The following is a 12,445-nucleotide window of genomic DNA, read 5'->3' as shown; positions in this document are numbered from 1 at the left end:
CCGGAGTCGACCCGGTCGCCGCACCGTCTCCCGCTGCCCGGTCAGCCCTCGTCGCTGGCCGATGCGCCATCCGCGTCCTCGCTCGGTTCGAAGTCGAGCTTGGTCACCAGCAGCAGGTGCAGACGGCGCCGGTCGGCCCCGAGGACCTTGAACTCGTACTCGCCCAGACGGGCGACCTCGCCGCGGCGCGGCAGGTGGCCCAACGTGTTGGATACCAAGCCGCCGATGGTGTCGTACTCGTCGTCCGAGAAGTCGGTGCCGAACACCTCGTTGAACTCGCCGATCGGCGTCAACGCGCGAACGGTGTGGCGTCGCGGCGCCTGCTGGCGAATGTTCACCCGCTCCTCGACATCGAACTCGTCGTCGATGTCACCGACGATCTCCTCGAGCACGTCCTCGATGGTCACCAGACCGGCCACTCCACCGAACTCGTCCAGGACGATGGCCATGTGCGTGCGGGTCAGACGGAATTCGGCGAGCAAGGCATCAAGGCGCTTGCTTTCCGGTACGAACATCGGGGTACGGACCAGCGAGAGCAGGTCGAAACCGGTCTCGTCCCCACCCTGCTCCTGCGAATTGGCATAGAAACGCAGCAGTTCCTTGACCAGCAGGATGCCGATCACCTCGTCGCGGTTGCTGCGGATGACGGGGTAACGGGAATGGCCGGTCTCGATCGCGGCCGAGAGGAGTTGCGGCAGCGTGGTGCCCTCCTCGATCACGTCCATCTGGCCACGCGGCACCATGACGTCGCGTACGCGCAGATCGTGGAAATCCAGCACCGAGTCGATCAATCCGCCGGTCGACACGGGGAACACCTCGGTTTCCGTCGCCTGGCGGACCAGGGACTTCATCTGGTCGACCGACCGGATTTCACAGGGACAGAGGCGTTGCTTTACGCGTTGCAACAGGGACCCGCGCGGCGAGTCCGTACTAGGAGGTTCGTCTTCCATGGGGCTCTTTTTCAGAAGGGATAAAGGTGAGGAAAATCAAATGGATCAACCCGACCCGCTACACGCTTTCACCGGTCGCAACGGTGTGGCAAGTCAGGCATAGGGATCGGGGTAACCCAGCGAGGCGAGCACGCGAATCTCGATCGATTCCATCCGCTCGGCCTCCTCATCGGTGAGGTGATCATAGCCCAACAGGTGCAAAATCCCATGAACCGCCATGTGGGCGTGATGCGCGCGCCGACTCTTGCCCTGCTCGGCCGCCTCGCGCTCGACGATCGCCGGGCAGATGACCAGGTCTCCCAGGTAGGGACGATCGGAGCCGGGCAGCGTCATCAGCTCGCCCGGTTCATCCGCGGCCGGGAAGGACAGCACGTTCGTCGGTCGATCCTTGTGGCGAAACTGCGCGTTCAGCTCCCGGCTCTCCCCGGGCTCGACGTAGCGCACCGTCACCTCGCCCTCACCCGGCCCTTGCGCGTCCAGTTCGTCGAGGGTTTGCGCGACCCAGCGCGTCAGCGTCTCCCGGGACGGGCATCGTGCCTGGCAGGCGCGCTGTCGGTCGATCGAGACGCGGGCGTTCAATCGGTCGCCCGTCCCCGGCTTTCGTAGGCATCGATGATGCGCTTGACCAGCGGGTGACGCACCACGTCGCGGCTCTGGAAAAACGTGAACTGCACGCCTTCCACCTCACTGAGCATGTCGATCGCGTGTCGCAAGCCCGAGGTCACCCCCTTGGGCAGGTCGACCTGGGTGATGTCGCCGGTGACCACCGCGGAGGTGCCGAACCCGATGCGGGTGAGGAACATCTTCATCTGCTCGATGCTGGTGTTCTGCGCCTCGTCGAGGATCACGAACGACTCGTTGAGCGTGCGTCCGCGCATGAAGGCTAGCGGCGCGACCTCGATCACGTTGCGCTCGATCAGGCGGTTGACCTTGTCGAAGCCCATCATCTCGTAGAGCGCGTCGTACATCGGGCGCAGGTACGGGTCGATCTTCTGCGCCAGATCGCCAGGCAGAAAGCCCAGCTTCTCGCCCGCTTCCACCGCCGGGCGCACCAGCACGATGCGCTGGACCTGGCCGCGCTCAAAGGCATCGATCGCGCTGGCCACGGCGAGATAGGTCTTGCCGGTACCCGCCGGGCCGATACCGAAGTTGAGATCCGACTCGCGGATCGCCTTGAGGTATTGCACCTGCCGGTTGCCTCGGCCGCGGACGATGCCGCGCAGGGTCTTGATCATCACCTCGTCGCCCGGCGGCGGGGGCGCCTCTTCCATGCCGGCCTGCTGCATGCCCAGATTGACCCGCTCGGGATCGATCACCTGGCTTTCGCTGAGCTTGTACAGGTCGGCGAGCAGGGTCTCCACCTGGCCGGCGACCGCGGCCGGTCCGATCACCGCGAACAGATTGCCGCGGTGATTGATCTCCACGCCCAGTCGACGCTCGATCATGCGCAGATGCTCGTCGAAGGTGCCCGCGAGGTTGGCCAGCCGCTCGTTGTCGGCCGGCTCCAGGGCGAATTCGAGGCGTTCGGCTTGCGTGTCCACCATTACGCTGCCACCAGGTTGCGCGCCTTGGCGCGCTCACGGTCGGTCGGATGGATGTCGATGAACTCGCCACGCAGCGAGTTGGGGTTGACCTGCGTGATCTCGAGATCCACGAACAGCCCCACCAGGCCCGGCCGGCCGCGGAAGATCACGCTGCGATTGTTCTCGGTCTTGCCCATCAGCTCGTTGGGGTCCTTCTTGGACGGCCCCTGCACCAGTACGGTCTGCGTGGTGCCGAGCATCGACTGGGAGATCTCCTGCTCGAACTCAGTGATGCGCGACTGTAGGCGCTTGAGGCGGGCCTTCTTGACCTCCTCGGGCTGGTCGTCCGGCAGGTTGGAGGCCGGCGTGCCCGGCCGCGCGCTGTAGATGAACGAGAAGGAATGGTCGAAACCGATCTCCTCGATCAGCTTCATCGTCTGCTCGAAGTCGTGATCGGTCTCGCCGGGGAAGCCGACAATGAAGTCCGAGGAGATCGAGATGCCCGGGCGCGCCTCGCGCAGCTTGCGGATCTTCGACTTGTATTCCATTGCCATGTGGCCGCGCTTCATCAGCGCCAGCACGCGGTCAGACCCCGATTGCACCGGCAGGTGCAGGAAGCTCGCCAGTTCCGGCACGTTGCGGTAGGCCTCGATCAGGCGGTCGGTGAACTCGACCGGGTGCGAGGTGGTGAAGCGGATGCGGTCGATGCCGTCGATCTGGGCGATGACCTCGATCAGCAAAGCGAGGTCCGCGATCTGCCCGTCGTGCATCGGCCCCTGGTAGGCGTTGACGTTCTGACCCAGCAGGTTCACCTCGCGCACGCCCTGCTCGGCCAGATCGGCCACCTCGGCCACGACGTCGTCGAACGGGCGCGAGATCTCCTCGCCCCGGGTGTAGGGCACCACGCAGAAGGTGCAGTACTTCGAGCAGCCTTCCATGATCGAGACGAAGGCCACCGGGCCGTCGGCGCGTGGGTCCGGCAGGTTGTCGAACTTCTCGATCTCAGGGAAGGAGATGTCGACCACCGGCGTGCGCTCGGCCTCCACCACCGCGACCATCTCGGGCAAGCGGTGAAGGGTCTGCGGGCCGAAGACGATGTCGACGTACGGGGCGCGGTCACGGATCGCCTCGCCTTCCTGGCTCGCGACGCATCCGCCGACGCCGATGATCAGGTCGGGGTTCTTTTCTTTGAGCGGACGCCACTGGCCGAGCTGGGAAAACACCTTTTCCTGCGCCTTCTCGCGGATCGAGCAGGTGTTGAGCAGGATCACGTCGGCCTCGGCCGGGTCACTCACCGGATGGAACCCGCGCGACACGCCGAGCACGTCGGCCATCTTCGCCGAATCGTACTCGTTCATCTGGCAACCCCAGGTCTTGATGAAGAGCCGCTTGCCGGCGCCATCGGTGGGCACGGATGTCTGGTGGGTGGCTGTCGTCGTCACGTGAACGAATTCCTCGTCATTCCGGCTGTCGAAAAAAGGGGATGAAAGATAGCAGAAAACGCCGCCAAACCGAAGTGGGGACAAGGGTTTACCCCCTTCTGCCCGTGTGTGTCGACACCCGGACTCCGTGAGCGGTCGTTATGCTTGAAAAAACCGTACCGGTTTAGTACTTTTAAGCCACTTATTCCCGGTGCCGTGGGCGTGGTCGACCACTTTCGAGTTGGCAGACCGGTCCGGCAACCGGGCCACCGGACCGCCATCCGCGGAGGCAGGCATGTTGAAAATCAGCCGACTGAGCGATTACGCGATCGTGCTGTTGACGGCACTCGCCGGCGATCCGCGCGGAAAGCCGAGCGAGCAGCGCGCCAATGCCCGCGCCCTGGCCGAGCGCACCGGCATCAACATGCCGACGGTCGGCAAGCTGTTGAAACTGCTCAATGGCGAGGGGATCGTGCAGTCGCGCCAGGGCCGCAGCGGCGGGTACTTTCTGGCCCGTCCGGCCGCCGAGATCACGCTGGCCGAGATCATCGAGGCCATCGACGGCCCGATCGCGATGACCGACTGCTTTCGACCGGACCACGACTGCTCGATGCAGGGTGACTGCGCGGTCCGACCCCACTGGGAGGCGATCAACCGGGGCGTGCATGCCCTGCTCGATGCCACCACGCTGGCGGACATGACGCGTCCCGTGGGCAGCCAGGCGACGACCCAGGTGCCGGTCTGGTACGAGCGTTCGCGCGGCGGCGAGCTCAAGGACGCCGAGGCCGGCACGCGTCGAGACGCGTCCTGAACGAATCGAGAACACGAACACCGCCGGGCGGGCACCCGCCCGGCCACCAGCCTTCGACCAGGTGACAACGACATGACCGAAACACAGGAACTCGAACAACTCGTCAAGCGCGAGTACAAGTACGGTTTCACGACCGACATCGAGCAGGAAATCATCCCACCCGGCCTCGATGAGGACGTGGTGCGCATGATCTCGGCCAAGAAGAACGAGCCGGAGTTCATGCTTGAGTGGCGCCTGTCGGCGTTCCGCCAGTGGAAGAAGATGACCGAGCCGGAGTGGGCCCACGTCCACTACCCGAAGATCGACTACCAGGCACTGTCCTACTACGCCGCGCCCAAGAGCCAGGAAGAGCTCGACGCCGAGGCGCCCGAGTCGCTCGACGACGTCGACCCGAAGCTCCTGGAGACCTACGAGAAGCTCGGCATCCCGCTGCATGAGCGGGCCGCACTCGCCGGCGTCAAGGGCGCGAACGTGGCGGTCGACGCCGTGTTCGATTCGGTCTCGGTCACCACCACGTTCAAGGAGAAGCTCGCCGAGGCCGGCGTGATCTTCTGCTCGTTCTCCGAGGCGGTCGAGAACCATCCCGAGCTGGTCAAGCAGTACCTCGGCACCGTCGTGCCGCAGGGCGACAACTTCTTCGCCGCCCTGAACTCGGCGGTGTTCTCCGACGGGTCGTTCGTCTACGTCCCCAAGGGCGTCAAATGCCCGATGGAGCTGTCCACCTACTTCCGCATCAACGCGAAGAACACCGGCCAGTTCGAGCGCACGCTGATCATCGCCGAGGAAGGCGCCTCGGTCAGCTACCTCGAGGGTTGCACGGCCCCGCAACGCGACGAGAACCAGCTGCACGCGGCCGTGGTCGAGCTGGTCGCACTCGACGATGCCGAGATCAAGTACTCCACCGTCCAGAACTGGTACCCGGGCGACGAGGAAGGCCGTGGCGGCATCTACAACTTCGTCACCAAGCGTGGCGAGTGCCGTGGCGATCGCTCCAAGATCACCTGGACACAGGTCGAGGCCGGCTCGGCGATTACCTGGAAGTACCCGAGCTGCGTGCTGAAGGGCGACGACTCGGTCGGCGAGTTCTACTCGGTCGCGGTGGGCAACAACTACCAGCAGATCGACTCGGGCACCAAGATGATCCATCTGGGAAAGCGCACCCGGTCGACGATCGTCTCCAAGGGCATTTCCGCCGGCCGCGCGGAGAACGCCTACCGCGGGCTGGTGCACATCGGCAAGACCGCGACGGACGCGCGCAACTTCACCCAGTGCGATTCGCTGCTGATCGGCGATCGCTGCGGCGCGCACACCTTCCCGTACATCGAGGCGAAGAACGCCAGCGCGCAGGTCGAGCACGAGGCGACCACCTCCAAGGTGAGCGACGACCAGATGTTCTACCTGCGCTCGCGCGGGCTGTCCGAGGAAGACGCGATGAACATGGTGGTCAGCGGCTTCTGCAAGGACGTATTCAACGAACTGCCGATGGAATTCGCCGTCGAGGCGCAGGCCCTGCTGGCCGTGTCGCTCGAAGGCTCCGTGGGCTGACCCGCGGCAACGCGACGAATTACCAACCGGTTACCCGAACAATCTATTGAGGCTTATCAACATGGCGCTTCTCGAAATCAAGAACCTGCACGCCGAAATCGATGGCAAGGAGATCCTCAAGGGGATCAACCTGAGCATCAACGCCGGCGAAGTCCACGCCATCATGGGGCCGAACGGCTCGGGCAAGAGCACGCTCTGTCACGTGCTGGGCGGCCGTGACGGCTACGAGGTCACGCAAGGCACGATCACCTTCGACGGCCACGATCTCCTGGAAATGGAGACCGAGGAACGCGCCGTGGCCGGCATGCTGCTGGGCTTCCAGCACCCGGTCGAGATCCCGGGCGTCAAGAACATCTACCTCTTGAAGGAGGCATTGAACGCCAAGCGCGAGGCGCAGGGTCTCGACGAGATCGACACCTTCACCTTCATGAAGCAGGTGCGCGAGCTGGTTGCCTCCATGGACATGGACGACGCCTTCCTGCACCGCGGCGTGAACGCGGGCTTCTCCGGCGGCGAGAAGAAGCGCAACGAGATCCTGCAGATGTTGCTGCTCGAGCCCAAGCTTGCGCTGCTCGACGAGACCGATTCGGGCCTCGACATCGACGCGCTCAAGGTGGTCTCCGAGGGCATCAACCGCATGCGTGGCGAGGAGCGCGGCATCATCCTGGTGACGCACTACCAGCGCCTGCTCAACTACGTCGAGCCGGACTTCGTCCACGTCCTCTACAAGGGCAAGATCATCAAGTCCGGTGACAAGACCCTCGCCCACCGCCTGGAAGCCGAGGGTTACCAGGAGATTCTCGAGGAGGCATCGTGATGCGCCAAGGGCTTCCCGATTGGCTCAAGACGGCCTTGCCGCAGACGGCGGCGGCCCCGGCAACCATCGCCCGCACCGCGCGCGAGCAGGTCGAGACGCTCGGCCTGCCCGGCCTGCGTGACGAGGAATGGCGCTGGACCAACATCCGCGCGATCCAGCGCGGCAACTTCAGCGCCCCGGCCGGCGTCGGTGCCGACATCGAGCCGGCCATCCGCCTGCCGCTCGACAACCCGCTGCGCCTGCGCTTCATCGACGGCGTGTTCCAGGGCGTGCCGAACGACGCGCCCGAGGGCCTGACCCTGACCGCCCTGGCGGATGCCGACGAAGCGACCCGTCAGGCGGCCTTCTCGCCCAAGCCGGCCCCGAGCGTGGAGAACCCCAACGACGCGCTGGTCACCCTGAACACGGCCATGGCCCGCGAGGGCGTCGTGATCGACGTCGCGGCCAACGCCACCATCGAGCGCCCGATCGTGATCGAGTGGCTCGACGGCGCCACCGAATCGGTCATGAGCCATCCGCGCGTGCTGGTCCGCCTCGGCCAGAGCGCCAAGGCCACGGTGGTCGAGCACATCGAGACCGTCGGCGATCAGCCGGCCTGGCGCAACAGCGTGATCGTCTCGACCATCGCGGCCAACGCCGCGTTGACGCACATCGCCCTGGGCCTGGACGGTGCCTCGCGTCTGGCGACCGAGCGCAGCTTTGCCTCGCTCGAGCGCGACGCCCGCTATCACAGCTACAACGTCCAGCTCGGCGGGCAGATGATTCGCCGCGAGTACGACATCCATGTCGGCGGTTCCGGCGCGCACACCGACCTGATCGGGCTGATGATGCCGCGCGGCAAGCAGGTGCTGGATACTCACACCCGCATCACGCACGCGGCCGCCGACACCACCAGCAACGAGCACTACCGCACCATCGCCGACGACGCCGGTCGCGGCATCTTCAAGGGTCGCATCCTGATCGAGGAAGACGCCCAGCGGATCGAGGCGTACCAGTCGAGCAACAACCTGATCCTGTCGGACAACGCGGAGATCGACGCCAAGCCCGAGCTCGAGATCTACGCCGACGACGTCAGTTGCTCGCACGGCGCCACCATCGGCCGGCTGGACCAGGAAGCCCTGTTCTACCTGCGCACGCGCGGCGTGCCGCTGGCCGAGGCGCGTGGCCTGTTGATCGCCGGCTTTGCCCAGGAGGTGATCGACGAGATCCCGCTGGTCGAGCTGCGTGACTGGCTGAGCATCCGCCTCGAAGAGCGCCTGGGCGAGCAGGACCTCGCCGGCCACGAGACCGAGTGATGACGGACGACGGTCGCACCCAGCCGTTCGACGTCGAGTCGATCCGGGCCCAGTTCCCGGCGCTCGACCAGCAGGTGCACGGCAAGCCGCTGGTCTACCTCGACAACGCGGCCACCACGCAGAAGCCGCAGGTGGTGATCGACACCATCCGCGAGTTCTACGAGCGCGACAACGCCAATATCCACCGTGGCGTGCACACGCTCTCCGCCCGAGCCAGCGAACGGTTCGAGAACGCCCGTGCCCGGATCGCCCGGTCGCTCAATGCCGAGAGCGAGCGCGAAATCGTGTTCGTGCGTGGCGTGACCGAGGCGATCAACCTCCTGGCCCACTCGCTGTCGGATGACTGGCAGGCGGGCGACGAGGTGATCCTGAGCGAACTCGAGCACCACGCGAACATCGTGCCCTGGCTGATGGTCGGTCAGCGCAAGGGCATCGTGATTCGCACCATTCCGGTCAACGACCGGGGCGATCTCGAGCTCGACGCCCTGCCCGGCCTGATCACGGACAAGACGCGGCTGATTGCGGTCAACCATGTCTCCAACGCGCTGGGCACGGTCAATCCGGTCGCCCGCATCGCCGAGACCGCCCAGGCACACGGCATCCCCGTGCTGGTCGACGGCGCGCAGGGCCTGCCGCACGGGCCGGTCGACGTGCAGGCGCTGGGCTGCAACTTCTACGCCTGTTCGAGCCACAAGGTCTTCGGCCCCAGTGGGGTCGGCGCCCTGTACGCCCGCGGGGACTGGCTCGATCGCCTGCCGCCGTTCCTGGGTGGTGGTGACATGATCGAGGAGGTCCGCTTCGACGGCGTACGCTTCGCCCCGCCGCCGTCGAAGTTCGAGGCCGGGACGCCCAATATCGAGGGCGCGATCGGCTTCGGCGCGGCCCTCGAATGGGCCGATGGGCTCGACTGGCTTGCGATCGAGCGCCACGAGGCCGCCCTGCTCCAGCGGATGACCGAGGGACTCGCCGAGATCCCCGGCCTGCGCCTCGTTGGCCAGGCGGCGCACAAGGTGCCGGTGGTCTCGTTCCTGATCGATGGTGCCCACCCGCACGATATCGGCACCCTGCTCGATTCGATGGGTATTGCCGTGCGCACCGGCCATCACTGCGCCATGCCGCTGATGCAATGCGTCGAGGCACCGGCGGGGACCGCGCGCGCCTCGGCGGCCTTCTACAACACACTCGACGAGATCGACCAGTTCGTCGCCGCGGTCGCCCGCGTGCGCGACATGCTCGTCTGAACCGGGAGAACCAACCGTGGAACCGATGGAACGCATTCGCCTGGCCCGGGACGTGGTCTGCACCATGGTCCCTTCGGGCCAGAAGGTACTTGCCTCCAAGGACACGCCCGTCGAGCTGATGCAGGCCCTGGGCGGCAGCTTCACCATCAAGGCACGCGGCCATCTGCTCCGGGTCGAGGGCAAGGATGCCGACGCACTGGGCAAGGAGCCGCCCCCGCAGCCCGAGTTGCCGGAAAACGCCTCCGACGAGGAGGTCGAGAAGATGGTCTGGGATCAACTGCGCGGCGTGTTCGACCCCGAGATCCCGATCAACATCGTCGACCTCGGGCTCGTCTACAAGGTGAAGGTCGAATCCCTGCCCGTCTCCGGTCGGCGCGTCGAGGTGGACATGACGCTGACGGCCCCCGGCTGCGGCATGGGTGGCGTGATCGCCTCGGATGCCCACCAGCGGATCATGGAGATCCCCACCATCGAGGAAGCGGCGGTGGAACTGGTCTTCGACCCGCCCTGGAGCCGCGAGATGATGTCCGACGAGGCGAAACTCGCCACGGGCATGTTCTGACCGAACCGGAACGAACCGACCGAAGAAAAATCAAACCCTTGAGAGCCGAACCGTGAGTGAATCGATGGACGACAACTGGATCCGGGTCTGTGAGCAGCGCGAGCTGGCTCCCGGCGAGCGCCGCGTGGTGGAAGGCCCGGACGTCGACATCCTCGTGGTCAACGCCGATGGCGTGATCCTGGCCGTGGCCGACGAATGCAGCCACCAGGAACTGCCGATCTCCGAGGGCCCGCTGGACGGGGACATCATCACCTGCCCTTGGCACAACGCCGAGTTCTGCCTGCGGGACGGCGAGGCACTCTCGGCCCCGGCCTACGAGCCGATCGACTGTTACGATGTTCGAGTCGAAAACGACACCATTTTTGTCGCCAAGACGCCGCGCGACAGCTGAACTGGAGGTGGTCCATGACCGCTCAGACGCACAGCGCACAACCCGTTTCCAACACGCCCGTCAGCCCGGTCGACCCGGCGGCGATCGAGGCCGCCCGCCAACGCGCCGTTGCCCTGCCCGAGGGCCAGCGGCTGACCATGACCGAGGCGGCACGCAAGCACCTCGAGCGCACGTTCGCCGACGATCCGACGGCGCTGGGGCTGCGGCTGGGCATCAAGAAATCCGGCTGCTCCGGATTCGCCTACGTGATGGACGTGGCACGCGACGTCGCCGATGACGATCTGTGGTTCGATTGCGACGGCATACCGATCATCACCGACCCGCAGAGCCTCGATGCCATCCGTGGCTCGGAACTCGACTACGTGGTCGACGGCCTGACGCGCATGCTCCACGTGAACAACCCCAACGTCGAGGACAGCTGCGGCTGCGGCGAGAGCTTCACCGTCCGCGAAACCGACTGACCAGGAGGCTACCCATGGCCGATCAGGCGCCCAGCATCGACGCCGAGATCCAGGCGCTCAAGGACGAATTCGCCTTTCTCGGCGACTGGACCGAGCGCTACCAGTACATCATGGACATGGGCAAGCAGATGCCCGCGTTTCCGTGCGAAAAGCAGGACGAGGCGCACAAGTTCCATGGCTGTCAGTCGCAGGTGTGGTTCGATTACGAATGGGATGGCGACCGCCTCGACTTGCGCGGCACCAGTGACGCGATGATCGTCAATGGCCTGATCGCGCTGCTGTTTCGCGTCTATTCCGGTCGCACGGCCGATGAGATCCTCGCGACCGACGGGGCGTTCATCGACGAGCTCGGTCTGTCGGCGCACCTCTCGGCCAACCGGGCCACGGGCCTGTCCAACATGATCGAGAAGATTCGCCAGCTCGCCGCCGAACGCGCGGCCGCCTGATTCCCGGGACAGCCTACCTCGAGACCGAATCGACCAGGGATTCCATCATGCACTGGTGCGCCGGGCTCGCCATCAGGTCGCGTTGCCGATAGAGCATCAGTGCGGCCTCGGGGCACAGGCCGTCGTCGACCGGCAGCACCTCGAGATCCGTTTCGGTCCGGACCTCGTGCTCGGGAAGCCAGCCGAAGCCCAGTCCCGAGCGCATCAATTCCACCGCCGTGTGCAGGTGATCGACGGTGATGCGTTGCGCGGCGCCCAGCCAGCCGGCGTTGGCGCTGCGTTCCGGGTGCGAATCGCGCAGGACGACCTGTCGGTGCTGCCGCAACTGGCCCTCGGAGAGCCGTTCGTCATCGGGCAACTCGGCGGCCATCTCCGCCAGAGGATGATTCGGGCCGACACAGGGCACGAATCGCACTCGCCCCACCTGCACCCCCGTGTGATCACCGACGGGTTCAAGCCCCAGGTAGACGCCCACTTCCCCGTCGCGAAACATCGCCGGTCCCCCGCCCAGCACCGTTTCGAACAACTCGATCCGCGTGTGCGGATACTCGGTGGAGAAGGTTTCCATCGCCGCGATAAGGCGGTCGTGCGGGAACACCTGGTCGACGGCCAGTCGCATGACCGAGGCGCCGGTATCGCGGAACTGTTCGATCACCCCCCGCACGCCCTCGAGTTCACGGATCAGCGGGCGCATGTGCTCGAGCAGGATCGAACCGGCCTCGGTCAGCTGGATGCGCCGGGCACGGGTTTCGACCAGGGTGACCCCGATGCGGCGCTCGAGCTGCTTGATGGCGTGACTGATGGTCGATGGGGTGCGATGCAGCCGCTCGGAGGCGGGCTTCAAGCCGCCGAGCTCGATCACCGTCTCAAGCCAGTGCCAGGTGCGAAAATCGTCCATCGTCGCTCCTCAAGGGGAAACCCGGACTATACCCATCCCGGGGTCATCAAGGCCATGCCTGTCGGATCCGACCGCGGCCAGACG

General features: G+C 65.6%; 14 protein-coding genes. 9 read left to right on the top strand and 5 right to left on the bottom strand.

The window, feature by feature from the left end:
* Positions 1 to 41: 41 nt before the first annotated feature.
* The 4 genes from LV475_RS08775 to miaB all read right to left on the bottom strand — a co-directional run bounded on the left by LV475_RS08775 (position 42) and on the right by miaB (position 3,915).
* Positions 42 to 851: a CorC family transporter gene (locus LV475_RS08775; protein ID WP_231505731.1), complete on the bottom strand. Its 810-nt coding sequence runs from the start codon at positions 849 to 851 to the stop codon at positions 42 to 44.
* A 192-nt stretch (positions 852 to 1,043) separates the two neighbouring features.
* Positions 1,044 to 1,529: an rRNA maturation RNase YbeY gene (gene ybeY, locus LV475_RS08770; RefSeq protein WP_247709456.1), complete on the bottom strand. Its 486-nt coding sequence runs from the start codon at positions 1,527 to 1,529 to the stop codon at positions 1,044 to 1,046.
* Positions 1,526 to 2,494, bottom strand: a complete 969-nt coding sequence (locus tag LV475_RS08765) for a PhoH family protein (RefSeq protein WP_136866095.1) — start codon at positions 2,492 to 2,494, stop codon at positions 1,526 to 1,528. Before LV475_RS08765 ends, ybeY begins: the two co-directional genes overlap by 4 nt.
* Positions 2,494 to 3,915 (bottom strand): tRNA (N6-isopentenyl adenosine(37)-C2)-methylthiotransferase MiaB, encoded by a 1,422-nt coding sequence (gene miaB, locus LV475_RS08760; RefSeq protein WP_282097221.1) that lies wholly within the window; start codon positions 3,913 to 3,915, stop codon positions 2,494 to 2,496. The genes LV475_RS08765 and miaB overlap by 1 nt, the downstream gene beginning before the upstream one ends.
* Positions 3,916 to 4,189: 274 nt before the next feature.
* Between miaB and LV475_RS08755 the strand changes: the two genes are divergently transcribed.
* The 9 genes from LV475_RS08755 to LV475_RS08715 all read left to right on the top strand — a co-directional run bounded on the left by LV475_RS08755 (position 4,190) and on the right by LV475_RS08715 (position 11,463).
* Positions 4,190 to 4,705: an SUF system Fe-S cluster assembly regulator gene (locus LV475_RS08755; RefSeq protein ID WP_197039037.1), complete on the top strand. Its 516-nt coding sequence runs from the start codon at positions 4,190 to 4,192 to the stop codon at positions 4,703 to 4,705.
* Positions 4,706 to 4,777: 72 nt separating this feature from the next.
* The gene (sufB, locus tag LV475_RS08750; protein ID WP_136866094.1) at positions 4,778 to 6,250 is read left to right on the top strand and encodes a Fe-S cluster assembly protein SufB; all 1,473 of its coding nucleotides are present in this window, start codon (positions 4,778 to 4,780) and stop codon (positions 6,248 to 6,250) included.
* Positions 6,251 to 6,311: 61 nt separating this feature from the next.
* Positions 6,312 to 7,067, top strand: coding sequence for a Fe-S cluster assembly ATPase SufC (sufC, locus tag LV475_RS08745; RefSeq protein ID WP_136866093.1), 756 nt, complete (start codon positions 6,312 to 6,314; stop codon positions 7,065 to 7,067).
* Positions 7,067 to 8,362, top strand: coding sequence for a Fe-S cluster assembly protein SufD (gene sufD, locus LV475_RS08740; RefSeq protein WP_156573915.1), 1,296 nt, complete (start codon positions 7,067 to 7,069; stop codon positions 8,360 to 8,362). Before sufC ends, sufD begins: the two co-directional genes overlap by 1 nt.
* Positions 8,362 to 9,603, top strand: coding sequence for an aminotransferase class V-fold PLP-dependent enzyme (locus LV475_RS08735; protein ID WP_136866091.1), 1,242 nt, complete (start codon positions 8,362 to 8,364; stop codon positions 9,601 to 9,603). The genes sufD and LV475_RS08735 overlap by 1 nt, the downstream gene beginning before the upstream one ends.
* A 16-nt stretch (positions 9,604 to 9,619) precedes the next feature.
* Entirely contained in the window at positions 9,620 to 10,165 is a 546-nt protein-coding gene (sufT, locus tag LV475_RS08730) for a putative Fe-S cluster assembly protein SufT (RefSeq protein WP_136866090.1), read from the top strand.
* A gap of 52 nt (positions 10,166 to 10,217) precedes the next feature.
* Complete coding sequence (locus LV475_RS08725) at positions 10,218 to 10,556, top strand: Rieske (2Fe-2S) protein (RefSeq protein WP_250106148.1); 339 nt, start codon at positions 10,218 to 10,220, stop codon at positions 10,554 to 10,556.
* Positions 10,557 to 10,570: 14 nt separating this feature from the next.
* Complete coding sequence (locus LV475_RS08720) at positions 10,571 to 11,017, top strand: HesB/IscA family protein (protein ID WP_250106147.1); 447 nt, start codon at positions 10,571 to 10,573, stop codon at positions 11,015 to 11,017.
* Between the two features lie 14 nt (positions 11,018 to 11,031).
* Positions 11,032 to 11,463 carry a SufE family protein gene (locus LV475_RS08715; RefSeq protein WP_250106146.1) on the top strand — a complete coding sequence of 144 codons (432 nt, stop codon included), beginning with the start codon at positions 11,032 to 11,034 and terminating at the stop codon, positions 11,461 to 11,463.
* A 13-nt stretch (positions 11,464 to 11,476) separates the two neighbouring features.
* Here LV475_RS08715 and LV475_RS08710 read toward each other — a convergent pair whose 3' ends face one another.
* Entirely contained in the window at positions 11,477 to 12,361 is an 885-nt protein-coding gene (locus LV475_RS08710; RefSeq protein WP_250106145.1) for a LysR family transcriptional regulator, read from the bottom strand.
* Between the last annotated feature and the right edge of the window lie 84 nt (positions 12,362 to 12,445).

The organism is Guyparkeria hydrothermalis (assembly GCF_023555375.1).
Lineage (GTDB): Bacteria > Pseudomonadota > Gammaproteobacteria > Halothiobacillales > Halothiobacillaceae > Guyparkeria > Guyparkeria hydrothermalis.
The sequence above is the reverse complement of the archived record's forward strand: the minus strand, read 5'-3'. Positions and strand labels throughout refer to the sequence as shown.